The following is a 24,462-nucleotide window of genomic DNA, read 5'->3' as shown; positions in this document are numbered from 1 at the left end:
TCGAAAGTTGCAGCGACAATCCGGTTACTCAGCAACCAGAAGGCCACGAGCCGCGAGGTTGCGATACAGCGCGCGCACGCCGAACGTCCACGGTTCGATTTCGGTGGACAGGCGCACCGTGTTGGTCAGCGCGCCGAGCTGCGGCGTCGAAATCGTCACACGGTCACCGAGGTGGTGCGTGAAACCGGCGCCGGGCGCGTCGCGGTCCTTGATCGGCGAGAACATCGTGCCGAGGAACAGCATGAAGCCGTCCGGATACTGATGGTGGCGGCCGCAGGTCTGCGCGACGAGGTCGGCCGGATCGCGGCTGATCTCGCTCATGTGGCTCACGCCGTCGAGCACGAAGTCGTCGTCGGAGCCTTCGACGCGCAGCGACACGCTCGCGCTGCGCACCGAGTCGAGCGAGAACGTGTCGTCGAACAGCCGCACGAACGGGCCGATCGCGCACGAGCCGTTGTTGTCCTTGCACTTGCCGAGCAGCAGCGCCGAGCGGCCTTCGATGTCGCGCAGGTTCACGTCGTTGCCGAGCGTCGCGCCGACGATGTTGCCGCGGCTATTCACGGCGAGCACGATCTCCGGCTCCGGGTTGTTCCACACCGACGCGGCGAGCAGACCGACGTCCGCGCCGAAGCCGACCGCCGACATCGGCTGCGATTTCGAAAACACTTCAGCGTCCGGGCCAATGCCGACTTCCATGTATTGCGACCACGCATCGCGCCGTTCGAGCTCGGCCTTCAGCTTCATCGCGGCCTCCGAGCCCGGCTTGATCTTCGACAGATCGGTGCCGATCGTCGAGGCGATCGTCTCGCGCACTTCCTTCGCCTTCGCCGGATCGCCGCCGGCCTGCTCCTCGATCACGCGCTCGATCAGGCTCACCGCGAACGTGACGCCGCAGGCCTTGATCGCCTGCACGTCGCACGGCGCGAGCAGGCGCACGGCGGGGGCGCTCGCGCCCGGCAGGTTTGCGTCGATCAGTTGCGCGACCGGCCCGAGCGGCACGCCCGGCGCGCTGCGCGCAAATTGCGCGGCATCGTCGCGTTCAAATAGATCGGCAGTGGTCGGCACGGTCGCGGTGATGTCGAACACCTCGCCGCCGCGCACGACGACCACGCACGGTCCTTCATGCTGCTCGGTCTTGCGCCACACGCGGCCGATCAGCAGCGCGTCGTTCAGATCGCCGGGAAGAAAGCTGGAGGAGGAAGTTGCGGACATGGGATGGGCTCTTTCGGATAAGTGGAGAAACGGGCAAGGCCGGGCGTCGCGTTGTGCGAAGCCCGGCCTTGTCACCTGCAGGTCAATGCGAATGCCGTGGATTGCCGCGCTCGGCAATCACCTTCAGATAAAGCGTCGCCGGTTCCAGACAGCCGCCGGTCGAAAGCTGGCCGACCGTCTTGCGGTACAGCTCCTGCCACGGCGTTTGCGCGGGCGGAATCTCGAACTGCACGGTTTCGCGGCGTCGCGCGAGTTCGGCTTCGTCGACCAGCACGTTGACACTGCGCGAATTCAGATCGACGCGGATGCGGTCATTCGTGCGCAACAGCGCGAGGCCGCCACCCACGGCCGCTTCCGGCGACATGTTCAGAATCGACGGGCTCGCGGACGTGCCGCTCTGGCGGCCGTCACCCAGTGTAGGCAGCGAAGTGATGCCCTGGCGCACAAGCGCCGCCGGCGGCGCCATGTTGACGACCTCGGCGCTGCCCGGATAGCCGACCGTGCCCGTGCCGCGAATCACGAGAATGCAATGCTCGTCGATTTCGAGCGCCGGATCGTTGATGCGCGCGTGATAGTCCTCGGGGCCGTCGAACACGATCGCACGTGCTTCGAAGGTGTTTTCCGCACCTGGCTCGCTCAGATAGGTCTTGCGGAACGCCTCGCCCACCACCGACATCTTCATGATCGCGCTGTCGAAGAAGTTGCCCGACAGCACCATGAAGCCCGCGCCGTGCTTCAGCGGATCGTCGGTCGTCTTGATCACCTCGCGATCCGGCGCCGGCGCGGCGGCCGCGATTTCGCCCATCGTGCGACCGGACACCGTCAGACATTCCTCGTGCACGAGGCCGGCTTTCGCGAGCTCGTGCATCACGGCCGGCACGCCGCCCGCGCGATGGAAGCTCTCGCCGAGATACTCGCCCGCGGGCATGCAGTTGACGATCAGCGGCACCTGCTCGCCGACGCGCTGCCAGTCGTCGAGGCTCAGCTCGACGCCCATGTGCCGCGCGATCGCGATCAGATGCGGCGGGCAGTTGGTCGATGCGCCGAGCGCCGATGCGACGACGATCGCGTTTTCGAACGCTTCTTTCGTCATGATCTTCGACGGCCGCACGTCGTCGCGCACGAGGTCGACGATGCGCTTGCCGGTCGCGTAGGCCATCTGGCCGCGCTCGCGGTAAGCGGCCGGAATGCTGGCGCAGCCGGGCAGCGACATGCCGAGCGCTTCGGCGAGGCTGTTCATCGACAGCGCGGTGCCCATCGTGTTGCAGTGACCGATCGACGGCGACGATGCGGTGGTCAACTCCATGAAGCCTTCGTAGTCGATCTCGCCGGCCGCGAGCAGATTGCGCGCATGCCAGATCACGGTGCCCGAGCCGACGCGCTTGCCGTCGTGCCAACCGTCGAGCATCGGGCCACCGGACAGCACGATCGCCGGCATGTCGACGGTGGCCGCGGCCATCAGGCACGCGGGCGTGGTCTTGTCGCAGCCGGTGGTCAGCACGACGCCGTCGAGCGGAAAGCCGTGCAGGATTTCGACGAGCCCCAGATACGCGAGGTTACGGTCGAGCGCGGCGGTCGGCCGGCGGCTCTGCTCGGCGAGCGGATGCACCGGAAACTCCATCGGAATGCCACCCGCGTCGCGAATGCCTGCTTTCGTGCGCGCGGCGAGCTCGATGTGATGCCGGTTGCACGGCGCGAGATCGCTGCCCGTCTGCGCGATGCCGATGATCGGCCGGCCCGACTGCAGCTCTTCGCGCGTCAGACCGTAGTTCATGAAACGCTCGACGTACAGTGCCGTCATATCCGCATGCGAGGGATCGTCGAACCATTCCTGGCTGCGCAGCCGGCGCGGGGTGGATGCTGACATGATGCGTGTCTCTCTGTCTGGGTGAGGGTTGCTTATCCGTGCTTACGCGTGCTCTGCGTGTTTCTGCGCTCGCGCCGTCTCGCGGCCCGGCGCGCTGTCTTCATTCGGCTTGGCCCGCGTCAACATCGAGCGCGGCACGAGCAGGATCAGCACGCAGCTGACCAGCAGACACGCACCGAGTGCGTAGGTGCCGTTGTTGATGTCGCCGGTCAGATTTTTGGCCACGGCGGTGATCATCGAACCGGTAAAGCCGGACAGATTGCCGATCGCGTTGATCATCGCGATGCCGGCCGCCGCGGCGGCGCCCGACAGCAACTGCCCCGGGAACGTCCAGTAAATCGGCATCAACGCGAGGATGCCGGCGGTGGCGATCGTCAGAAACGTGATCGCCCACACCACATGATGCGCCAAAGCCGCGCTCATGATCAGACCGACTCCGCCGATCAGCGCCGGAATCGCCGCATGCAGGCGCCGCTCGCCGGTCTTCTTCGAATGCGCGGCGTTCGCGAGCGTCGCGATGATCGCCACGCCATACGGAATCGCGGTCAACAGACCGATATGCAGCGGGTCCTGCACGCCGGTCGCCTTGATGATCGACGGCAGCCAGAACGCGAGGCCGTAGAAGCCGGTATTGAACGTGAGCAAGATTGCGACCAGCAGCCAGACGCGCGGATCGCGCACCGCCGAGCCGAAGCGCGCGGTCTTGTGCGCGCTTTCGCGCTGCAGATTCGCCGCGAGGAGGCTCTTTTCCTGCGGCGTGAGCCAGCGAGCGCGCTCAATGCGGTCGTCGAGCGAAAAGTACACGACGAACGCGGTCAGCAGCGACGGCACGCCCTCGATCAGCAGCATCCATTGCCAGCCCTGATAGCCGAGCAGGCCCGCCGTATGTTCCATCAGCCAGCCCGACACGACGCCGCCGAGCATCAGACTGACCGGCATCGCGATCAGAAAGCCCGACATCACGCGGCTTTGGCGCTGCGCGGGAAACCAGAAGTTCAGGTACAGAATCACGCCGGGGAAGAAGCCGGCCTCGCAGAGCCCGAGCAGGAAACGCAGGATGTAGAACATCGTCGCGGTTTCGACGTGCGCGATGCGCGCGAGCGGCGCGACGAACGCGAGCGCCATCGACACGAGGCCCCATGTGAACATGATCCGCGCGATCCAGAAGCGCGCGCCGTAGCGATGCAGGAACACGTTGCTGGGCACTTCGAAGATGAAATATCCCCAGAAGAACACGCTCGCGCCGATCGCATACATCGTGTCGGACAGGCCGAGGTCGTCGAGCATCTGCAGCTTCGCGAAGCCGACGTTCACGCGATCCAGATACGCCACCACATAGCACAGCAACAGCACCGGCAGCAGCCGGCGCACGACCTTGCGATAGGTCCTTTCCTCGAACTCGTCGACGCGCGCGGCGGGCGCGGTGACGGCGGACGGTACAGCGCTCATTCGTTTCTCCATCAGCTTGTTTTTGCAGGGAAATGCCGATGCTTCGCGGCTCCAGCGATTCGAGCCGGCGAGACTCGCCGTCAAGTTACCGGTAACATTTCTGGCTGTGGATGTTACGCCCGGCTTACCGTCCGGACAACCAAGGGATATCCCTGATCTGCTTAATTACGGGTAGTTCGGGGAATTCGAGGGGTTCGCTGTTTGCGAATTCGAGGACGCGCCCTCTACGCGCTATCGCGGGCTATTACCGTAAAATCGATCTTCACCGCTTTCCTGCGATGCACCTCGCCGGTTTCGCGATCGGCGAGCGCCGCGAGCAGCGTTTCGCCAGCGCGCAAGCCGATACCGTACGCGTCGACCGATACCGTCGTGATGCTCGGCTGGCAGCACCACGACACCTCGAAATTGCCGAAGCCGGCAACCGCGATGTCGCCCGGCACCGACAGCCCGCGCCGATGACACTCCATGATCGCGCCGAACGCCGACATGTCGCTCACGCACATCACGGCTTCGGTATCGGGCCACGTGTCGAGCAACGCGCTGATCGCCGGCGCACCGTGGCTCATCGTGATAGGCGAATCGCCGAGCCGGATCACGCGCGGCTCGCCGAGGCCCAGCGCCTTGACTTCCGCGACGTAGCCGCGCATCCGGTCGTGCCCGCGCCGGTCGCGCTCGCTGGCGCCCGCGATAAAGCCGATCCGCCGATAACCGCGCTCGTGCAGATGCCGGACCATCGCGCGCGCCGCCGCCGAGTTCGAAAAGCCGACGACCGTATCGATCGGATCGCTGGGCAGATCCCACATTTCGACGACCGGAATGCCTGCGCGCTTCAGCAGCATGCGCGTCGCCTCGGTGTGCCGGCCGCCCGTCAATGCGACGCAGCGCGGCTGGTGGCGCAGCATCGAGCGCACCAGCAGTTCTTCCTGCTCCAGCAGGTAGTCCGTATCGCCAAGCAGCAGTTGCAAACCGTGCGGATTCAGTGCGGCATTCAGGCCGCGCACGGTGTCGGAGAAGTTCGAGCTCGACAGCGACGGCACCAGCACCGCGACGAACTCCGAGCGTCCCGACGACAGCGCCCCCGCCGCCGCATCCGCGACGTAGCCGAGTTCGTCGATGACCTTCTGCACGCGTTCGCGGGTCGCCTGCGACACGTTGCGGCCCGCGAGCACGCGCGACACGGTCATCTTCGAGACGCCCGCACGTTCGGCAACATCGGACATGCGGGGCGGGACTGGCGGCCTGGACGTCATGATAGGAATCGGGGCGAATGCGCGAAAGTCATGGAACGCACATGATAGCGGGCCGCTCCTTGCGGAGCGACCAGGCAACGTCAGGGTTGCGTTTTGCGGCTTGTCCTGTCGCTGTGTTTTTGTCGTTTACCGCTCGAAGCCCACGGTGCAGCGTGCCTGAGCCTGCCCCGTCACCGGCGCGCGGAACGAGAACAGCCCGCCCGCCTGCGGCTGATGCTGCCGCTCGACGGCAGTCAGCCCCTTCCATGCGGTCGACACATAGACGGTTTGCAGATCGTCGCCGCCGAACGCGAGCTTCGTCACGTTCGCGCAAGGCAGCGGCACCTGATCGACCAGTTCGCCCGCCGGCGAGTAGCGCTCGATCCGCCAGCCGCCGAACAGCGCGATCCACACGAAGCCGTCGGCATCGACCGCCATGCCGTCGGGATGGCCGTCGCCCGAGATCGCGGCGAAGATGCGCTTGCCCGACAGCGTGCCGTCCGCGGCGACGTCGAACGCATAGACCACGCGCCGCATCGTGTCGTTGTGATACAGCGTGCGGCCGTCCGGGCTCATCGCCGGGCCGTTCGTGATCACGTAGTCGTCGTCCTGCGCGACGGCCGCGCCTTGCTCGTTCACACGATACAGCGAGCCGCTCGGCGCCTCTTCCGCATCGTCCATCGAGCCGAACCACAGGCGACCCCGGGCATCGACGAAACCGTCGTTCAGGCGGTTGCCCGGCAGATGCGGTTCGACGTCGACGAGCTTGCGGAACTCTCCGCTCGCCGGATCGAAGCGATGCAGGCCGCCTGGCAGCCCGCATACGAACGTGCCGTTAGCGAACGGCGCCAGAAAACCGGGCTGGTCGGGCGCCTGCCACGTCCGCTGCTCGCCGGTCGCGACGGACAGCCGATGAATCCGGCGCCCCTTGATATCGACGAAATACACGGCGTTTTCTGCGGCCTGCCACAGCGGTCCTTCGGCCAGCTCGGCGCCGACCGCCCATACGCACACAGGTACCGGCATGCTCATTCTCCGTACCACCCTGCGTCGACGAAGTAATCACGGCCGGAGCAGCGCGACGCGTCGTCGGACGCGAGGAACAGCGCCATGCGCGCGACGTGCTCGGGCTCGATGCGCAATTGCAGACACTGACTCGCGACCACCTTCGCTTCGCTCTCCGCCGACTGCCACAATTGCATCTGCCGCGGTGTCTTCACCGCACCCGGGATAATGCAGTTCACGCGGATGCCCGCGTTGCCGAGATCGCGCGCGAGACCGCGCGTGAGCCCTTCGATGCCGGCCTTGGCCGTCATATAGATCGCGAGGTTCGGCAGCGCGACGTGCCACGACACCGAGCCCAGATTCAGGATCACGCCGCGCCCCGCGCGACGCATGCCGTTCGCGGCGGCCTGCGCACAGAAGAACTGGTGGCGCAGATTCACGGCGATACGGTCGTCCCAGTAGCTCGCGGTCAACTCGCCGATTTCGTGCCGGTCGTCGTTGCCGGCGTTGTTGACGAGCACGTCGATCGGGCCCGCCGCTTCGACGATGGCCGCGAACGTGGTTTCGATCGCGTCGACATTTTTCAGGTCGCAACGGCGGAACAGCGGCGGATGCTTCGCGTGGCGAAGCGTTTCCTGCAGCGCGAGCGAATCGTGTTCGGCGACGTCGAGGAAGAACACGCGCGCGCCTTGCTGCGCGAAAGCCTCGACGATCGCGGCGCCGATCCCGCTGCCGCCGCCGGTTACGACGATGGTTTTGTCCGCCAGGCTTGGATAGGTTGCGTACGACATCAGATTTTCCACTTGTAACGAGTAGGACCACACACAGGGCGGCACTCGCCGCCCCGACCCGCCGCTTAGGCCACGATCTCGACTTCGCTCAGCATGCGCCAGTTGCGTTCGAGCGTTCTCGTCGCGGCGCCCGCGACCGCGACCGTGCCGCTCAGATGAATATCGCGGCTCGAGCTGCCGACCAGCAGATCGAAGTCACCGGGCTCGACGATACGCTCGCCGCGCGCGTCGGTGAAGTTCAGCATGTCGACCGGCAGCTTGACGCGCACTCGCGCCGATGCACCAGCCGCGAGCGGCACGCGCGCGAACGCTTTCAGCTCGCGCACCGGCCGCGCGACCGACGCGTGACGGTCACGCACGTAGATCTGCACGATCTCGGTGCCGTCGCGCGCGCCGATGTTGTCGAGCGTGAAGCTCAGCTCGATCGTACCGTCTTCGATCGGCACTTCGCTGTGCGCGAGCGCGAGATCGCCGTAACGGAACTGCGTATAGCCGAGACCGAAACCGAACGGATAGCGGCAACCGAAATGGTATGCAATTGGCGTTCCGGCGCTTTTCAGACGATGGTTATACACGTACGGCACGGCGCCCGCACTCTTCGGCACCGACAGCGGCAGACGGCCGCTGAAATCGGCGCGGCCCACCAGCAGATCGGCCAGCGCTTCGGCGCCGCGCTCGCCCGGCGCAAACGCCATGATCTGCGCGGCGATGCGCTCTTCGAGGCCGCCGAGATTGTACGGGCGGCCGCCCGTCATCACGACGACCGTCGGCGTGCCGCTGTCGACCACCGCCTGCAGCAACGCCTGCTGCACGCCCGGCAGGTCGAGGCTGTCCGTATCGGACCCTTCGCCGACCGTGCCGGACTGGAACAGACCCGCCAGATCGCCGACGAACACCAGCGCGACGCCCGCTTGCCGCGCGGCCTCGACCGCGGCGGCGATGCCGTCGGTATCCTTGCTGATCAGCTCGTCGCAATGCGCGTCGCCGGTCAGATCGAGCGACACGTCGCCCGGGAACACCGGCGCGCCGGCGCGGCGTTCCTTGATGATGTCGCAACCCTGCGCGTGAATCACCCGCTCGTTGCCGAGCAACGCGCGCAGCGAACGCAGCGGCGTCGCGATCGAAGCAGTGGACTGCTCGCCGCTGTTGATCAGATGCACCGGGAAGCTGTAGCCGGCCAGCAGCGCGAGCGGATCGTCGGCGGTCGGGCCGATCACCGCGATTTTGTCGGCGCCGTTCGCGTCGAGCGGCAGCACGTCGCCTTGATTGCGCAGCAGCACCGCCGATTCGAGCGCGACCTGATACGCGGTATCGCCCGCGGCCGCGCTCTTCACGTCGACGCGTTCCGGATCGACGTACGGATTCTCGAACAGGCCGAGCTGGAATTTCACGCGCAGCACGCGCGAGACGGCGGTGTCGATCGTCGCTTCGGTGATCTCGTTGCGCTCCAGCGCTTCCTTCAGATGCACCGCGCACTCATGGCCCGGCAACTCGACGTCGAGGCCGGAGTTGAATGCGAGGGCCGCGGCCGACGCGCTGTCGCGCGCCACCGCATGGTGGCTGTAAAGCAGGTCCACGCCCGCGTAATCCGCGACGACGAGACCGTCGAAGCCCCACTTCTCGCGCAGCGTGTCGTGCAGCAGTGCGCGATCGCCATGACAGGGCACGCCGTCGACGTCGTGATACGCCGGCATCACCGAGCCCGCGTTCGCGAGCTTCACGGCCATTTCGAACGGCAGCATGAACACGTCGTTGAGTTCACGGGGACCGACATGCACCGGCGCATGATTGCGGCCGCCTTCGCTCGCCGAATGACCGACGAAATGCTTGAGCGTCGCGAGCAGATCGCGCTGTTCGCCTTGCAGGCCCTTCACGTAGTGGCATGCGAGCACGCCGACCAGATACGGGTCTTCGCCGAGCGTCTCCTCGGTGCGGCCCCAGCGCGGATCGCGCGACACGTCGAGCACCGGCGCGAGCCCCTGGTGACAGCCGATCGAACGCGCCTGTTCGCCGATGATCGTGCCCACTTCGCCGACCAGCCGCGGATTCCACGTCGCCGCATAGTTCAACGGCGACGGGAACAGCGTCGCGTCCTTGATCATCAGGCCGACGAGGCACTCCTCGTGCGCCATCACCGGAATGCCGAGGCGCGTGTCTTCGACCATCTTGCGCTGCAGCTCGTTGAGCGCGCGCACGCCTTCCTTCGGATCGACCGTATGCGTGCCGAGCGGACGCGTGATCTGGCCGAGGCCATACTGCAAGATCTCATCGACGGTGATCTGGTTGGCACTCTGCGCGAAATCGATGCTACGCGCCTTGTGATTGCCATCGGCCGACAGCTTCAGCCACGCGGCATGAAGCTGCGCGATCTTTTCGTCGAGTGTCATGCGCGCGAGCAGATCGGCCACGCGCTCTTCCACGGCTGCGGCGGCATTGCGGTAGAGCGGCACCTCACTTTGGCGAAGCAACATCGAAAACTCCTTTTATTTATCCTGGTGTACGAAGCGCATTGAGCGCCGACAAATTCGTTGTTCCTGACAAGCGTGCGGCAGGGCGTTGCTCCGGGCCGGATGCCGTCCCGTTAAATTTCAGATACCTTTCTGCGCTTCGCAGTCCTGCTGATCGATCGAACGCAGCCGCAACTCGAGATTCGCCGTGTTCGATCGACTGCGGGTCGTTCGGTGCGTCTAGCGACGCGGTGCAGTGAAACCGCGCTTGCCTGCGTCGTGCAAGCAACGCGATCGCAGCAAGTGGATCAGTGCAGACGCGGCAGCGCGAAATCCTTGTCGTCGAACACGTGGCATGCGTGCGGTGCGAACGCCAGCTCGACGCGTTCGTCGTGATCGACGCCACCGTCGCCGGGCAGTTTGGCGATCAACGTGTTGCCCTCGCGCACGCCGCCGTCCACGTGCACGTAGCTGTGCTCGCCCATCCGTTCGACCAGACGCACGGCGCAGCGGATCGTCTGCACGCCGGGCTGCGCCGACGGCAGCGCAAGGTGCTCCGGCCGGATGCCGAGCGTGACCTGCGAACCGACGCGCTGCCTGCGGCCGTCGACCTCGGCGCGCACGCGCTCGCCCGTGGTCAGCTCGACCTGAATGCCCTTTTCGTCGACCGCGAGGACCGTGGCCGGCATGAAGTTCATCTTCGGCGAACCGATGAAGCCCGCGACGAAGCGGCTCTTCGGCCGGTGATACAGATCGAGCGGTGCGCCGATCTGCGCGATGCTGCCGTGTTTTTCCATGTCCGCGCCGGCGTGCAGCAGCACGATCTTGTCAGCGAGCGCCATCGCTTCGATCTGGTCGTGCGTGACGTACACCGCGCTCGCGCGGTTGAACTCGCGATGCAAACGGGCGATTTCGGTACGCGTCTGCACGCGCAGCGCGGCGTCGAGGTTCGACAGCGGCTCGTCGAACAGGAACACGCCCGGCTCGCGAACGATCGCGCGGCCGATCGCCACGCGCTGGCGCTGGCCGCCTGACAGCGCAGCGGGGCGGCGTTCGAGATAGCTGTCGAGTTGCAGTGCTGCAGCGGCGCTGCGCACCTTCTTGTCGATGATCGCCTTATCGACTTTCGCCTGGCGCAGACCGAATGCCATGTTCTCGTACACGCTCATATGCGGATAGAGCGCGTAGTTCTGGAACACCATTGCGACCTGGCGCTTCGCGGGTTCGACGTTGTTCATCAGTTCACCGTCGATGCGCAGTTCGCCGTCGGTGATCGATTCGAGACCGGCGATCATGCGCAGCAGCGTGGACTTGCCGCAGCCCGACGGTCCGAGGAACACGCAGAATTCATCCTTGCCGACTTCGAGGTTGGCGTCGCGGATCACCGAGTTACCGCTCGTATAGGATTTCTGTACGTTAGTGAGAGAGATGCTTGCCATGTCGTTTTTGCGAAGTTCGGTGTGCGGGCCATTCCAGCCCACACGATTCGAGGTGGTGTGCGATGCGGATCAGCCCTTGAGCGAGCCAGCCATCATCCCCTTGATCACGCGCTCCTGACCGAACGCGTAGGCAACGATCAGCGGCAACGAGGTGAGCACGAGAACGGACAGCATCGAAGGAATGTTCGACGCGTATTGCCCCATGAAGTCCCAAATCGCGAGCGGCAGCGTGCGGTGCTCGGCCGTCGACGTCAGCATGTACGCGAAGATGAACTCGTTCCACAGACCAATGCCGTTGAAGATCGTCACAGTAGCGAGCCCGGGTGCCGAAAGCGGGAAGAAAATCCGCCAGAAGATGCGGAACGGACTGCAGCCGTCGAGCTGCGCCGCTTCTTCGAGCTCGCGCGGAATCTGGCGCATGAACTCGGTCAGGATGAAGATCGATACCGGCAGACTGAGCGCCACATACGGGCCGAGCAGCGCGAACGCGGTGTCGTAGAGACCGAGGTTGCGCGTGAGCAGATAGATCGGCACGAGCGTCGCATGCAGAGGCACGATCATGCCGGCGACCACCAGACCGAACAGCGTCTTGTTCAGCGAGAAGCGCAAGCGCGCAAACACGTAGGCCGCCATCGCGCTGATGACGACGATCAGCAGCACCGACACGCCCACCGTGAACACACTGTTACGCAAATAAGTGAAGAACGGCCCGTGCAGCACAGCCGCGTAATTGCCCCAATACAGGTGACTCGGCGGCGCCCACACGGACGTCGCGAAGGTCTCTTCCTGGCTCTTGAAGCTCGACGCGAGCATGAAGAGAAACGGAATCGTCGTGACGGCCAGCCAGATCAGTGCCAGCAGAGGAATCCCCACGCGGGGGAAGCGTAGTTTCTTGTTCATGGTTCAGACCTCGGTTGCATAACGGCGGGTGAAGTACATCGACACCGCCGCCACCGTGATGACGATAAGGAACATCGCCGAGCCGATGGTGCTGCCGTAGCCGAGTTGGAACGAACTAAACACCGTGCGATACATGTAGGTGGCCATCACCTCGGACGAGCCTTCGGGGCCGCCACCGGTCATGACGAAGACGAGATCGAAGTAACGCAGCGAGCCGAGCACCGAAAGCAGCACAGCGGTACGCACCGTGCCTTGCAGGTGCGGCAGCTTGATGCGCCAGAAAATGGTCCACTCGGATGCGCCGTCTAACAACGCTGCCTCGTTGACCTCGGCGGGCATCGACGAGAGTCCGGCGAGGAACAGAATCATGTAGAAGGGCGCGTTCTGCCAGATGATCACGGCAATCGTCGCACCCAGCGAAAAATGCGGGTCGCCCAGCCAGTCTTTCGCGAGGCCATCAAGCCCGAATGCCTGCAGCGCGACGTTGACCGGACCAAAATTCGGATCGTAGATTTGCTTGAACAGCACGCCGATCGCCACGCTCGACATCAATAGAGGAAGGAAATACAGAACCTTCAGCAAGCGCGAGCCACGGCCGGCCTTTTCCAGCAGCACGGCAAGCGCGAGCGCGATCGGAAGCTGGATGACGATCGACGCGACGGCAAGAATCACGTTGTTCCGCAGCGATTGCCAGAACACCGTGTCGTGCGCGAGCCGCTCCCAGTTCGCGAGCCCGATATAACGGGCAGTGTTGCCGAGGCCGTTCCAGTCGAGCAGCGACAGCCGCAGGCTGGAGACGAGCGGATAAAGCAGGAACACGGCCAGCAGCAGCAGCGACGGTGCAAGAAACACAACCGTGACGAGCGTTTGCGATGAGAACCTCAGCCGGCGTTCGGGAGTAGCGGAAAGTGCAATATTCACGGGCTTGTATGCCGACCGGCACCTCGCGGTGCCAGTCGGACTTTTCTTTAAGACTGGAGAAGATCAACCGCCCTTCTTCGAAGCGGCTTCCATTTGCTGCGCAGCAGCTTCAGGCGTCAGCGACAGGCCGAACAGTGCCTGCGTCGTGTCCTTGTGCATTTCACCGAGAGCCGGCGGCAGTGCCTGGTCGTACCAGAGCTGCACGCTCGGAGCCGCGGCGAGCAGTTTCTGCAGACGCTGCGTGAACGGATCGTCGATCTTGACGTTATTGACCGGCGGAAGCTTGTGGTCATCCGACGCGCGAGCCTGCATCGCCTGTTCGTCGGTCAATGCCTGGATCAACTTGAACGCTGCGTCCGGCGTCTTGCACTCGGCCGAGATGCTGAGGAAGCCATCGCCGACCGTGCCGATCAGGTCGCGCGGATCGCCCTTGCCACCCGGCACGCTCGGGAACGGGAAGAAGTCGAGATCCTTCGAGAACGCCGGATTCTCGTTGGCGATCGTCGAAGCTTCCCAGGCGCCCATCAGCTCCATGGCAGCCTTGCCCGTGTACAGCAGACGGCGCGAAGCGCCCGAGTCGTAATCAAGACCGTTGATGCCCGGTGCGAACGCGCCAGCTTTCACGAGTTCCTGAATGCGCTTGCCGGCTTCGACGAACGCCGGATCTTCGAAGCCCTTGCCCTTGCCTGCGATCGCGTCCTTCACGACTTGCGGACCACCGATACGGTCGACGAGGTACATGTAGTACATCGAGCCGGTCCACTTGTTTTTGTTCGCGAGCGAGAACGCTGCAACGTTGTGCTGCTTCAGCACGTCGACGACGTGCATCAGTTCATCCCACGTCTTCGGCGGCGTGATGCCGTACTTCTTGAAGACTTCCTTGTTGTAGAAGATCACCGCGGCCGCTGCGTTTTCGGCAGCAACGCCGTAGGTCTTGCCGTCGAACGTCGTGACATCCCACGACGATTGCATGAAGCGGCTGCGATACGCCGGATCCTTGGTCAGGTACGGCGTCAGGTCGGCGATCTGGCCGGACTTCACGTATTCATGCAGGCCGCCGCCACCCCAGTTCTCGAACACGCACGGCGGCTGGTTCGCACCGAAAGCGACCTTCAGCTTCGTCTTGTACGCTTCGTTCAGGACGTGCGAATTCTCGACCTTGTAGCCCGGAACCGCCTTTTCGAATCGATCCGCGGCATCGCGAATGATCTTGCTCGACGACGCATTGGTCTGCTGGTCCCATACCGTGATCGTCTTGGAGTCCGCCGCTACGGCGTTCGAAACAACTGCAGACAACGAAAACAGCAGCGCCGTCGCGCCGATAATGGACCGCGCTTTAAACAAAGCCGGGTACGCCATTGTGTGTCCCCTCTTCTGGATTTTTAAGAAACCGCCGAAACGTTAACGTTAGCCCTAACGTTAGTGAATGTTAGGTCGATGCGAGAAGTAAGGCTATGCGGGATTTTACCTGGTCTGGCCAGGGCTGCGACGCAACACCTGTATAAGATTGATTGATTGTGAGAAAGCGGAAATATAAAGGGTTCTGCTAGAATAGCCACTACATAAACGGTATCGCTAACGCGATTAGCGAGTCGACCCATCCAATGACCTCTCGCACACCTCCGACCCGCATGGCAAGACAAACCCCCACGCTCGAGCATGTCGCCAAGCTGGCCGGGGTGTCCCAGATGACCGCATCGCGCGCTCTGAACGGCCGTCCCGGCGTGTCGCGCGAAACTCGCGACGAAGTATTGAGAATCGCGTCGGACATCGGTTACGTCGTCAACCGCACCGCGCAGAAACTGTCGGGTGGCCGCAATGGCATCATCGGCATCATCACGCCGACGCTCGACACGCAATTCTCCAGCGAACTGATTCTCGGCGCGGGCCGCGCGGCCCGTGGCGCGGGTTGCGAGATGCTGGTCTACACGGTGTTCGACGAAGATCGTCATACGCATCACGACCTGCTCGGGCTGATCCAGCAATTCTCCGACGGTATCCTCGCCATTCTTCCGCGCGAGTCGCTGTGCCTCGAGGCGCTCGCCACCGCGAAGGTGCCGGTCGTCGTCGTCGATCAGCGCGGCACGCTGACAGGCTTCCCGTCGGTGTCGGTCGACAACTACGGCGGCGCATGTCTCGCGGTCGAACACCTGGCGGAGCTGGGTCACAAGCGCATCGCATTTCTGGCCGGTGACGAAACGATCGAAGGTGTGCGCGACCGGCAACGCGGCTATCACGACACGCTGGCTCGCCTCGGCCTGCCGCGCGAAGACGCGCTGGTCGCCGCGGGCGACCTGTCGCAAATGATGGCGTTCGACGTCACGTTCGACCTGTTGAACCTCGCCGAGCCGCCCACCGCGATCTTCACGGCCAACGACCAGAGCGCGTTCGGTGTGATCGCCGCAATTCGCGAAGCCGGCCTGCGCGTGCCGGACGACATCTCGGTGATCGGTTTCGACGACATCCCAATGTCCGAGCAGTTTCACCCGGCTCTCACCACGATCCGTCAACCTTTCCAGCAAATGGCGCGCTCGGCGGTCAACACGCTGCTCGCGCAAATCGCCGGGATCGACGCCGCTTCGCAGCGCATCACGCTGCCGGCGGAACTGGTGGTGCGCGATTCCACCGGCCCAGTCCGCACCAAGCAGCGCCGCGGCCGTCACCAGATCGTTTCGACGTAAGTCGACGCGCGCACCTTCGCATCCGAAGTCACGAGCGCGCCGCCATGCGTGCGCGCGGTCGCGACGATCAGGCGTTGATGCAAGCTGAGCGAAGGCGGCAACGTGGCCGCGCGAAACGCGATCTCGGTGTCGACCGGAATCATCCGCACACCGTCTAGCGACAGAAACGTCGACATCCAGCTGCGCGCGTCCATCGACAGCCCGAGACTGCCGACCTTCACGAACTCCGCGATTTCGAACGCGCTGATCGCCGAGATCAGGATCTCGCCGCCGGCGAGCTCCCGATCGATCGCATCGTGCGCTGCCCGGCTCAGCGCTTTCTGCCTGCCGAGCCAGCACACGAGCGCAAGCGTGTCGAGCGTGATCATTACTCTTCCTGGTCGGCTGTGACCGGTTGCAACGCGTGCTTCAGATTGAAATGCGTAATCGACGCGCGCAGCAGCTCGAGCGGATTCTCCTGCTTGCTGCGATACGGCCGGATTTCGATGGTGGGTTGCCCGCGGTCGGTGACGACCACGGTTTCGCCCAATGCCTCGACCTGGCGGAACAGCTCGCAGGCCCGGGACTTGAAGATGGCTTTAGATACTCGCTTTTCCATGACGCTCTCCACCCAGCAAAATTCCAACGGTTATTTTTTGTGTCGGGCCGCGCGCCCGCATGCGAACGACCGCGATGCGTGGCCCGACATTCTTTATCAACCTTGCTCTCAGGCACTACTTCCCAACCTACTGCCAGGAGCTCCCTCGAACTCCCGTCCAACTCGCGGCGACGATTGCCGGAACCGCGACACAACTCGCACCGGTAGGCGCGTCTCGGGTTTCAATGTTTTGCTTCGCGTTTGAGCTCTTCGAATAGATGCAAACATCTTGAACGTTACCCCTAACGTTAGCGGATGTTAATGGCCCCCACTCGCCGCCGCCATGCGGAGTTAACCTAGGCCCCAAACTACTATCCGAACCGTCCGATCCAACCCTCGAAGCCAAGCCCAGCAAGGGGAAGCTCCCTGCAAGGCATCGACAGCAAAACGTAATATTTAATGCGAGCCAGCTAACGTCGTTCGAGCTTGCGTCACTTTTCGTCGTCCGATGCTGGGGGCCTCGATGAAGGCTCCGCATCGAAATGTACGATCCACGAATGCAGCGATTCGCGCGGCTTCTTCAACCTGCCTCGCTGCTGCGGCCCTCGTGCGATAGCCGATTGCCCGCGGTCCGCGGCAGCCGCCGTTTCACCAGGCGTCTGAGCATACCGCTGCCCGGACGGGCCGCTAGCCGCGGCCTCGCCATCGTCCTTCACTACATTTTTCTCCATCGCGCTATCCGCCATCGGTGTGCTGGTGCCCGCTCGTCGGCATCGGCCTGTCAAACAACGGCGCCGACGTCTTCGCCGACCTCGGGTCGCGCGAGGCTCACCGCGGCGCCGTTCGCATCGAACAGCGTGACCGACGACGACGCCACCTTGATCCCTACGCGCGCGCCGACCGAATGCTGCGCGTCCTTCTTGTCGAGCTTCAGCGTGATCGCGTGCGCCATGCCATCGAGTCGCGCGTGCAGCAGCGATACGTCGCCGAGATGCTCGACCAGTTCGACACGCGCGGCGAGACCTTCGTCGAGCGAGCCGACGCCCAGGTGCTCGGCACGCACCCCGAGCGTCAGTTCGCCGTTCAGCGACTGCGACGACCGGCCGGGCAGCACGATGCGCTGGCTCGCGCCGGCGAGCGCCACGACGGTTTCCGTATTGCTTTGCGACACCAGCGTCGCGGCCAGCATGTTCATCTGCGGCGAGCCGATGAAGCCGCCGACGAAGCGGTTCGCCGGTCGCTCATACAACTCGAGCGGCGCGCCGGTCTGCTCGATGTGGCCTTTGTTGAACACGACGATCTGCTGGCCGAGCGTCATCGCCTCGACCTGATCGTGCGTGACGTAGATCATCGTCGTGCCGAGTTCGCGATGCAGCTTCGCGAGTTCGATACGCATCTGTACGCGCAGCGCCGCGTCGAGATTCGACAGCGGTTCGTCGAACAGGAACACGCGCGGCTTGCGCACGATCGCCCGTCCGATCGCGACGCGCTGGCGCTGGCCGCCCGACAGTGCTTTGGGTTTGCGCTCCAGCAGATGCGTGATCTGCAGGATCTCGGCGGCACGGCCCACCGCCTCGCGCACTTCATTTTTCGACTTTCCCGACAGCTTCAGCGAAAAGCCCATGTTTTCCGCGACCGTCATGTGCGGGTAGAGGGCGTAGCTCTGAAACACCATCGAGATGCCGCGGTCCGTCGGCTGCAGATCGTTGACACGTACGCCGTCGATCAGAATGTCGCCGCCGGTTACCGACTCGAGCCCCGCGATCATGCGCAGCATCGTCGACTTGCCGCAGCCCGACGGTCCCACGAAAACCGTGAACTGGCCGTCCGGGATGTGCAGATCGATGCCCTGAATCACCTGCGGTCCTTCGCCATACGTCTTCGAGACTTTGCGCAATACGAGTTCGCCCATTTGATGCCTCCTCCTCAGTCCTTGTACTTGCAGACCCCGCGTGACGCTATCCCACTGCCCCACTACTGTCGCGCCACGCGAGGTTCGGTGCGCCCGCCGCCGGGCGTGCGCGTCAGCGCACGGCCGCGACGCCGGCGTGTTGTGCGATCACGTCGCGATACCACAACGCGCTGTCCTTCAGCGTGCGCTCCTGGCTCGCATAGTCGACGTAGACCATGCCGAAGCGCTTGTCGTAGCCCGACGCCCATTCGAAGTTGTCCATCAGGCTCCATGCGAAATAGCCGGCCACGTCGACGCCCTGTTTCACCGCGTCCGACAACGCTGCCAGATGCAGGTCGTAGAAGCGCACGCGCTCGGCGTCATGAACGCGGCCGTTAGCCAGCACGTCCTTCGCCGCGCAGCCGTTCTCGGTGATGTAGATCGGCGGCAGTTTGTAGTCGGCGTTGATGCGGGTCAGCAATTCGGTCAGGCCTTGCGGATAGACTTCCCAATCCATATCGGTAAAGCCGAGCACGCCCGGCGGCCGCTTCTCGCCCGATGCGCTCGCGAAGATGCGCGTGTAGTAGTTGATGCCGAGGAAGTCCATCGGCGTGCCGATCACGTCGAAATCGCCGCTCAAGATCGCCTCTTGCGGCCCGTTTGCGCCATACCATTCCAGCGCCTCGGCCGGATACTCGCCCTTGAACAGCGGGTCCATGTACCAGCGCACGAATTTCGCGTATTCGAGCGACGCGGCGGCCTGGTCTTCAGGCGAATCCGTTGCGCCGTGCGCCGGCGACTGGTTCAGCACGATGCCGAGCGGCGCCTTCACGCCATCGGCGCGCAGTGCCTGCAACGCGAGACCGTGCGACAGCAGCAGATGGTGCGCGACGTGCGCGGCTTTCTTCAGATCGGCGTTGCCCGGCGCGAAATAGCCGGTTGCGTTGCCGAGCCATGCGGTGCACCACGGCTCGTTGTGCGTCGCGATCGATGCAACGCGATCGCCGAGCACGCTGCCGATCTTGCGCGCGTAGTCCGCGAAGCGATAGGCGGTGTCGCGGCTTTCCCAGCCGTTTTGCGTATGCTGCAGCGACAACGGCAGGTCCCAGTGATACAGCGTCGCGAACGGCTGGATATCGCGCTCGAGCAAGCCGTCGACGAGACGATCGTAAAACGCGAGACCCTTGTCGTTGAATGCGCCGCGGCCGGTCGGCTGCACGCGCGGCCACGCGATCGAAAAGCGGTAAGCATTGACGCCTAGTTCAGCCAGCAGATCGAGGTCTTCCTCGAGGAGGTGATAGTGATCGCACGCGACATCGCCGTTCTCGCCGTTCACGACCTTGCCCGGCACCTTGCAGAACGCATCCCAGATCGACGGGCCACGGCCGTCCTCATGCGCTGCGCCTTCGATCTGGTAGGAACTGGTGGCCACGCCCCAGACGAAGTCTTCGTTGAATCGATACGTCGACATAAATGTTGTTATCCCGAATGGTCATGCCCGCCAGGGCGTGAAGATGAAAGGAAAAATCTCAGGCCTTGACCGCGCCGGTCGTCAGACCGTCGATCAAACGCCGCGAGGTGAACGCGAACAGCACCAGCAACGGCAGCACCGCGACTGCGGAGCCCGCCATCACCGCGCCCCAATCCGAATTGGTCGGGCTTTGCAGAATGCGCAGCGCGAGCGGCAGCGTGTACATCGAAGGCGAACGCAGCACGACGAGCGCCGACAGAAAGTTGTTCCATGCCTGAATGAAGCTGATCAGCCCGAGCGTGCCCAGCGCCGGCCCCAACAGAGGCATCACGATGCTCCAGTAGATGCGGAATTCACCGCAGCCGTCGATGCGCGCCGCCTCGATCAGCTCGGACGGAATCGCCGACGCGACGTACTGGCGCATCAGGAACACGCCGAGCGCGGCGGCCGCGCCTGGCACGTACAGCGCGCGCGGCTGATCGATCCAGCCGAGCAGGTTCATCGTCATGAAGGTCGGAATCATGCTGAGGAACGGGGGCACCAGCATCGCGGTCAGCGCGATCGCGAACAGCGTCTTCTTGAAGCGGAACTCGTACATCGCGAACGCGTAGCCGGCCATCGACGTGACCAGCAGTGTCAGCACGGTTTGCATCGCGGCCGTATAGAAGCTCCAGCCGAGATTGCGCCAGAACGGAATGTGCCGCATCAGCGAGGCCATGTTGTCGAGAAACGCACTGCCGAACCACAGCGGGGGCGGCATCGAGAAAATCTCGGAGCTCGTGTGCGTCGCGAACACGAACATGAAGTAGAACGGCGAGAACATCAGCAGCCCGCCGGCCACCACGATCGCATAGCCGACATAGCGGCCCTTGTTGTTCGACGATTTCATCGCTGGTTCTCCTCGTTCATGCCGCTGCGGTGAAAGATCCGCGTGTTCAACCACATCAACGCACCGATCGAAATGAACAGCAGCCATGCGATCGAACTCGCGGTGCCGAAATCGCCGTCGTGGAATGCGGTGCGATACATATAGACGGCCGTCGTCAGGCCGGACTGGCTGGTACCCATGCCTTCGTTCGGCAGCAGAATGAACGGCTCTTCGAACAGTTGCAGCCCACCGATGATCGATAGCGTGACGGCGAAGAAAATCATCGGCTTGATCAGCGGAATCGTGATGCGGGTGAACTGTTGCCAGCCATTCGCGCCGTCGATGCGCGCGGCCTCGTACAGGTCCTTCGGAATGGTTTGCAGCGCCGACAGATACAGCACCGTGTTCCAGCCGACATAGCGCCAGAAGATCACCACCGACACCGCCGGCTTGACGTTCTTCGGGTTATACAGCCACTCGATCGGATGGGCGGGGACGATCCAGTGCAGGCCGGGCAGCTTGCCGAGCTCGGCGATCGCGAGGTTGATCATGCCGAAGTCGGTCGAATACAGCGACGAGAAGATCAGCGCGATCGCGACGCTCGACGTGATGAACGGCAGGAAGTACAGGCCGACCATCAGGTTGCGCCAGCGGCGAAACGCGGTTTGCAGAAAGAACGCCAGCGGCAGCGCCACCAGATGCTGCGGCACGCCGGACATGATCGCCATCGACGCGGTGTTGTACAGCGACTTCCAGTACCACGGGTCGGTCAGCGTGAACGTGAAGTTCGACAGACCCACCCACTTCATGCTCGCGAGCCCTGCCGTCGCGTCCCAGCTCTGGAACGACAGGTACAGCGAAAACAGCAGCGGGAACGCCATGAACAGCGCGAACAACAGGAAAAACGGGGCGAGAAACAGGTAGGGTGCGACCTTCACCGGATCGAGCCGCGAAGTTTTGCGCGGCGCGGCGAACGGCGTGGGCGAGCTCAGCACATCGCTCACGCGTGCATCGCGGGCGACCTCTTCGGTCGTGGGCAGCGGAGTGTTCATCAATAGTTCCGTCCAGTCGGGCGTGGGTTGGGTCGATGCCCGGCCACGCTGTTTGCAGCAGAGTTGCAACGCACTGCGACACGCTTCGGCCGCGGCATGCAGCGTGCCGCGACCTGGCATCAATACCGCTTAACGGCGGACCCGATGGGCGATCTGGTCCTGCGCTTCCTGCAGCGCGGTATGCACGTCCGCGCCGTCGTCGACGACCTTGTCGAGTGCCGAATGCACCGCCTCTTCAGCGACCTGGTCGTACTTGCTGCGCTGGATCGCCGGAATGTGCGATGCCGCATCACGCCAGATCAGACGTGCCTTCTCGTCGCCGAGGAATGACACCGGCTCGGCGAAGAACGAATCGGTCTGCGCGGAGAGCAGCGACGGGAAGGCGTCGATCGAACGGAACGAGGCGAGCTGCGTTTCCTTGCGGGTCGTCAGGAACTTGATGAATTCCCACGACATCGGCTTTTGCGTCGCTTTCACCGGAATCGACCAGAACGTGCCGCCGAACGATGCGTATGCGTTATTCGGCAGATTGGCCGCGCGCCACAGACCCTTCGTGTCCGGTGCGATCCACGACGACAGGTGGCCACCGAGCCATGCGCCCATCATCTGCGTCGCGACGGTGCCGCGCTTGAAGCTTTCGGCCCATTCGTTCGACCACGGCGTGATCTTCGCGTCGAGACCGAGGTCGCGCGCTTTCTTCGCGAGTTCGAACGCCTTCACGAAACGCGGCGACGTGACGATCGGATTGCCGGCCTTGTCGAAGTACACGCCGTCGCCTTCCTTCAGGTCGGCGCGAATGTAGATGTCTTCGATATCGCGCGACGATGCCATCAGGTATGCACCGGTCGCCTTCTTGATCTTCACGCCGGCCGCCAGATACGAGTCCCACGACTTCGTCAGATCGGCTTCGGTGACGCCTGCCTTGTCGAGGATGTCCTTGCGATAGAACAGCGTGCCCGGACCGATGTCGGCCGGCATGCCGACGATCGCGCCGTCCTGCGTGGTCGCCTGCGCGAACGTGTAGTTGATGAACTGGCTCTTGTACTGGCCCGCGCTATACGGCGCCTTCGACAGATCTTCGAGACCGCCGCCCGCCGCAAAGCGGCCGATGAAGCCGACCTCGACCGCCATCACGTCGGGCAGATTCGAGCTCGTCGCGAGCGCGGTGGTCATTGCGTTGTGGTGATCGGCGATCTGGAGCGACGACACCTTGACGTCGACGTCCGGATGCAGCTTCTTCCACGCCGGCAGAGCGTCTTTGATTTCCTGATCCAGCTTCGGAAAGACCGCGACCGTCAACGTGGTATTGGCATGCGCGCCGACTGCGGCCAGGCTGAGCAGAACGGCGGCGGCAGAGCCTGAAAAGCGGAATTTCATTACTCGTCTCCTAAAGAACCCTGTTTGAACTGCATTTGATGAATACCCGGTTGCTGCGACCTACTTCCCCTGTTGTCTTTGTTGCTGCTTTGCTTGGTGCTGCCTTGCTTGGTGCTGAATGTGTTGCTGAATCTCTGCTTGACTGCCGATGCCTGAAAGCGCTTTCACGTCGAGGCGAAAAAAAAGCCGCTACGTACACGTATCCTCACGCTTTACCGGCGGCGTGATCCGTCGCGTGGTTTCACGCGTCACGAGCGTGAGCGGAATCGGGCTGAGCGCGATCGACTGCTTGCGGATCATCTGCACGATGCCCTGCGCGGCGAGTCGGCCGATTTCGTAAGTCGGCTGGCGAACCGTCGTCAGAGGCGGCGTCATGTACGACGAAGTCGGCAGGTCGTCGAAGCCGACCAGCGAGACGTCGTCCGGCACCCGCACGCCGCGGCGGAACATCGCGAGGCGCGCGCCGTACGCGGTCTGATCGTTTGCGCAGAACACCGCGCTGAACGACGGATGGCGCGCCATCAGCCGCTCCATCGCGGCGACGCCGCCCGTTTCGAGGTAATCGCCCTGCTCGACGAGGTCGGCATCGAAGCCGATGCCCGCTTCCTCGAGCGCGGTCCGGTAGCCGACGAGGCGCTCGATCGCATCCTCGTGACTGGCCGGCCCGGCGATGAAGGCGATCTCGCGATGGCCTTGCTCGATCAGATGGTGGGTCGCGTCGCGAGCGCCCTGCATGTTGTCGATCGGCAGGCCCGCGAGCGTCGCGCTGTTCCGCACCGAGCGGCCCAATACGAGCATCGGTGCGTGCCGCGAGTAGTCGGTCAACGTCGACTCATCGAGTTGCGCGTGCAGCAGGATGATTCCATCGACGCGCCGCGCGATGAACTGTTCGAGGCGCGCCTTTTCGTCGGCGATGTTCCAGCGGCTGCTCACGAAGATCGGCGTAAAGCCCGGCTCGGACAGCGACTCTTCGATGCCGCGCAGCCATTCTGCGTAAAACGGGCTCGACACCGCTTGCGTCAGTACGCCGATCGTTTCGGTCCGGCCGCTCGCGAGACTGCGCGCGAGCACGTTCGGCCGATAGTTGAAACGCGCGATCGCCTCCTCAACCGCCTGCTGCTTGGCGGGAAGCACGCGCGCAGAACCGTTCAGGATCCGCGATACGGTGCTCGGGGAAACACCGGCCGCGCGCGCGATGGCCTCGAGCGTCACGTTGGGCGCGAGGGGTACGTTGGGTACCTTTGGCGCGCCGGGGTTGTCGTTTGAGCCGTCGTGGGTCATGAGT

20 protein-coding genes are annotated in these 24,462 nt (G+C 63.8%); 1 reads left to right on the top strand and 19 read right to left on the bottom strand.

Going from position 1 to position 24,462, the window contains the following annotated elements:
* Positions 1-24: 24 nt before the first annotated feature.
* From BC1002_RS31170 to BC1002_RS31120, 11 genes are all read right to left on the bottom strand, one after another.
* On the bottom strand, positions 25-1,212 hold the full coding sequence (locus BC1002_RS31170) for a fumarylacetoacetate hydrolase family protein (RefSeq protein WP_013093959.1): 1,188 nt from the start codon (positions 1,210-1,212) through the stop codon (positions 25-27).
* Positions 1,213-1,294: 82 nt separating this feature from the next.
* Positions 1,295-3,079 carry an IlvD/Edd family dehydratase gene (locus tag BC1002_RS31165; RefSeq protein WP_013093958.1) on the bottom strand — a complete coding sequence of 595 codons (1,785 nt, stop codon included), beginning with the start codon at positions 3,077-3,079 and terminating at the stop codon, positions 1,295-1,297.
* Positions 3,080-3,121: 42 nt separating this feature from the next.
* Entirely contained in the window at positions 3,122-4,528 is a 1,407-nt protein-coding gene (locus BC1002_RS31160; RefSeq protein ID WP_013093957.1) for an MFS transporter, read from the bottom strand.
* 224 nt (positions 4,529-4,752) lie between these two features.
* A complete protein-coding gene (locus BC1002_RS31155) occupies positions 4,753-5,748 on the bottom strand; it encodes a LacI family DNA-binding transcriptional regulator (RefSeq protein WP_041735704.1) in 996 nt (331 codons plus the stop codon).
* A 156-nt stretch (positions 5,749-5,904) separates the two neighbouring features.
* A complete protein-coding gene (locus BC1002_RS31150; protein ID WP_041735703.1) occupies positions 5,905-6,789 on the bottom strand; it encodes an SMP-30/gluconolactonase/LRE family protein in 885 nt (294 codons plus the stop codon).
* The gene (xylB, locus tag BC1002_RS31145; protein ID WP_013093954.1) at positions 6,786-7,553 is read right to left on the bottom strand and encodes a D-xylose 1-dehydrogenase; all 768 of its coding nucleotides are present in this window, start codon (positions 7,551-7,553) and stop codon (positions 6,786-6,788) included. The genes BC1002_RS31150 and xylB overlap by 4 nt, the downstream gene beginning before the upstream one ends.
* Positions 7,554-7,618: 65 nt before the next feature.
* Positions 7,619-10,024 (bottom strand): glycoside hydrolase family 3 N-terminal domain-containing protein, encoded by a 2,406-nt coding sequence (locus BC1002_RS31140; protein ID WP_013093953.1) that lies wholly within the window; start codon positions 10,022-10,024, stop codon positions 7,619-7,621.
* Positions 10,025-10,308: 284 nt separating this feature from the next.
* Complete coding sequence (locus tag BC1002_RS31135) at positions 10,309-11,439, bottom strand: ABC transporter ATP-binding protein (protein ID WP_013093952.1); 1,131 nt, start codon at positions 11,437-11,439, stop codon at positions 10,309-10,311.
* A gap of 69 nt (positions 11,440-11,508) precedes the next feature.
* Positions 11,509-12,339: a carbohydrate ABC transporter permease gene (locus BC1002_RS31130; protein ID WP_013093951.1), complete on the bottom strand. Its 831-nt coding sequence runs from the start codon at positions 12,337-12,339 to the stop codon at positions 11,509-11,511.
* Between the two features lie 3 nt (positions 12,340-12,342).
* Complete coding sequence (locus BC1002_RS31125) at positions 12,343-13,260, bottom strand: carbohydrate ABC transporter permease (RefSeq protein WP_026228331.1); 918 nt, start codon at positions 13,258-13,260, stop codon at positions 12,343-12,345.
* Positions 13,261-13,323: 63 nt separating this feature from the next.
* Positions 13,324-14,556 (bottom strand): extracellular solute-binding protein, encoded by a 1,233-nt coding sequence (locus BC1002_RS31120; protein ID WP_238538033.1) that lies wholly within the window; start codon positions 14,554-14,556, stop codon positions 13,324-13,326.
* 335 nt (positions 14,557-14,891) lie between these two features.
* Here BC1002_RS31120 and BC1002_RS31115 point away from each other — a divergent pair, with 335 nt between their 5' ends.
* Complete coding sequence (locus BC1002_RS31115) at positions 14,892-15,941, top strand: LacI family DNA-binding transcriptional regulator (protein WP_013093948.1); 1,050 nt, start codon at positions 14,892-14,894, stop codon at positions 15,939-15,941.
* Here the strand turns inward: BC1002_RS31115 and BC1002_RS31110 are convergent.
* The 8 genes from BC1002_RS31110 to BC1002_RS31070 form a co-directional block, all read right to left on the bottom strand.
* On the bottom strand, positions 15,920-16,309 hold the full coding sequence (locus BC1002_RS31110) for a type II toxin-antitoxin system VapC family toxin (RefSeq protein WP_013093947.1): 390 nt from the start codon (positions 16,307-16,309) through the stop codon (positions 15,920-15,922). The genes BC1002_RS31115 and BC1002_RS31110 overlap by 22 nt on opposite strands.
* The gene (locus tag BC1002_RS31105; protein WP_013093946.1) at positions 16,309-16,539 is read right to left on the bottom strand and encodes a type II toxin-antitoxin system Phd/YefM family antitoxin; all 231 of its coding nucleotides are present in this window, start codon (positions 16,537-16,539) and stop codon (positions 16,309-16,311) included. The genes BC1002_RS31110 and BC1002_RS31105 overlap by 1 nt, the downstream gene beginning before the upstream one ends.
* Before the next feature lie 760 nt (positions 16,540-17,299).
* Positions 17,300-18,430, bottom strand: coding sequence for an ABC transporter ATP-binding protein (locus BC1002_RS31095; RefSeq protein WP_013093945.1), 1,131 nt, complete (start codon positions 18,428-18,430; stop codon positions 17,300-17,302).
* 112 nt (positions 18,431-18,542) lie between these two features.
* On the bottom strand, positions 18,543-19,880 hold the full coding sequence (locus BC1002_RS31090) for a GH1 family beta-glucosidase (RefSeq protein WP_013093944.1): 1,338 nt from the start codon (positions 19,878-19,880) through the stop codon (positions 18,543-18,545).
* A 58-nt stretch (positions 19,881-19,938) separates the two neighbouring features.
* Positions 19,939-20,769, bottom strand: a complete 831-nt coding sequence (locus BC1002_RS31085) for a carbohydrate ABC transporter permease (protein ID WP_013093943.1) — start codon at positions 20,767-20,769, stop codon at positions 19,939-19,941.
* Complete coding sequence (locus tag BC1002_RS31080) at positions 20,766-21,800, bottom strand: carbohydrate ABC transporter permease (protein ID WP_013093942.1); 1,035 nt, start codon at positions 21,798-21,800, stop codon at positions 20,766-20,768. The genes BC1002_RS31085 and BC1002_RS31080 overlap by 4 nt, the downstream gene beginning before the upstream one ends.
* A 129-nt stretch (positions 21,801-21,929) precedes the next feature.
* Positions 21,930-23,177 carry an ABC transporter substrate-binding protein gene (locus BC1002_RS31075; RefSeq protein ID WP_013093941.1) on the bottom strand — a complete coding sequence of 416 codons (1,248 nt, stop codon included), beginning with the start codon at positions 23,175-23,177 and terminating at the stop codon, positions 21,930-21,932.
* Between the two features lie 189 nt (positions 23,178-23,366).
* The gene (locus BC1002_RS31070; protein ID WP_013093940.1) at positions 23,367-24,458 is read right to left on the bottom strand and encodes a LacI family DNA-binding transcriptional regulator; all 1,092 of its coding nucleotides are present in this window, start codon (positions 24,456-24,458) and stop codon (positions 23,367-23,369) included.
* Positions 24,459-24,462 lie beyond the last annotated feature (4 nt).

Origin of the sequence: Paraburkholderia atlantica (assembly GCF_000092885.1) — a bacterium.
In the GTDB taxonomy this organism is placed as follows: Bacteria; Pseudomonadota; Gammaproteobacteria; order Burkholderiales; family Burkholderiaceae; genus Paraburkholderia; species Paraburkholderia atlantica.
The sequence above is the reverse complement of the archived record's forward strand: the minus strand, read 5'-3'. Positions and strand labels throughout refer to the sequence as shown.

Coding starts and splice junctions, on each gene's coding strand:
- BC1002_RS31090 (WP_013093944.1), bottom strand. CDS start 19,880: ATGTCGACGTATCGATTCAACGAAGACTTCGTCTGGGGCGTGGCCACC.
- BC1002_RS31160 (WP_013093957.1), bottom strand. CDS start 4,528: ATGAGCGCTGTACCGTCCGCCGTCACCGCGCCCGCCGCGCGCGTCGAC.
- BC1002_RS31165 (WP_013093958.1), bottom strand. CDS start 3,079: ATGTCAGCATCCACCCCGCGCCGGCTGCGCAGCCAGGAATGGTTCGAC.
- xylB (WP_013093954.1), bottom strand. CDS start 7,553: ATGTCGTACGCAACCTATCCAAGCCTGGCGGACAAAACCATCGTCGTA.
- BC1002_RS31150 (WP_041735703.1), bottom strand. CDS start 6,789: ATGAGCATGCCGGTACCTGTGTGCGTATGGGCGGTCGGCGCCGAGCTG.
- BC1002_RS31110 (WP_013093947.1), bottom strand. CDS start 16,309: ATGATCACGCTCGACACGCTTGCGCTCGTGTGCTGGCTCGGCAGGCAG.
- BC1002_RS31130 (WP_013093951.1), bottom strand. CDS start 12,339: ATGAACAAGAAACTACGCTTCCCCCGCGTGGGGATTCCTCTGCTGGCA.
- BC1002_RS31155 (WP_041735704.1), bottom strand. CDS start 5,748: ATGTCCGATGTTGCCGAACGTGCGGGCGTCTCGAAGATGACCGTGTCG.
- BC1002_RS31135 (WP_013093952.1), bottom strand. CDS start 11,439: ATGGCAAGCATCTCTCTCACTAACGTACAGAAATCCTATACGAGCGGT.
- BC1002_RS31095 (WP_013093945.1), bottom strand. CDS start 18,430: ATGGGCGAACTCGTATTGCGCAAAGTCTCGAAGACGTATGGCGAAGGA.
- BC1002_RS31085 (WP_013093943.1), bottom strand. CDS start 20,769: ATGAAATCGTCGAACAACAAGGGCCGCTATGTCGGCTATGCGATCGTG.
- BC1002_RS31140 (WP_013093953.1), bottom strand. CDS start 10,024: ATGTTGCTTCGCCAAAGTGAGGTGCCGCTCTACCGCAATGCCGCCGCA.
- BC1002_RS31115 (WP_013093948.1), top strand. CDS start 14,892: ATGGCAAGACAAACCCCCACGCTCGAGCATGTCGCCAAGCTGGCCGGG.
- BC1002_RS31105 (WP_013093946.1), bottom strand. CDS start 16,539: ATGGAAAAGCGAGTATCTAAAGCCATCTTCAAGTCCCGGGCCTGCGAG.
- BC1002_RS31170 (WP_013093959.1), bottom strand. CDS start 1,212: ATGTCCGCAACTTCCTCCTCCAGCTTTCTTCCCGGCGATCTGAACGAC.
- BC1002_RS31070 (WP_013093940.1), bottom strand. CDS start 24,458: ATGACCCACGACGGCTCAAACGACAACCCCGGCGCGCCAAAGGTACCC.
- BC1002_RS31075 (WP_013093941.1), bottom strand. CDS start 23,177: ATGAAATTCCGCTTTTCAGGCTCTGCCGCCGCCGTTCTGCTCAGCCTG.
- BC1002_RS31080 (WP_013093942.1), bottom strand. CDS start 21,800: ATGAACACTCCGCTGCCCACGACCGAAGAGGTCGCCCGCGATGCACGC.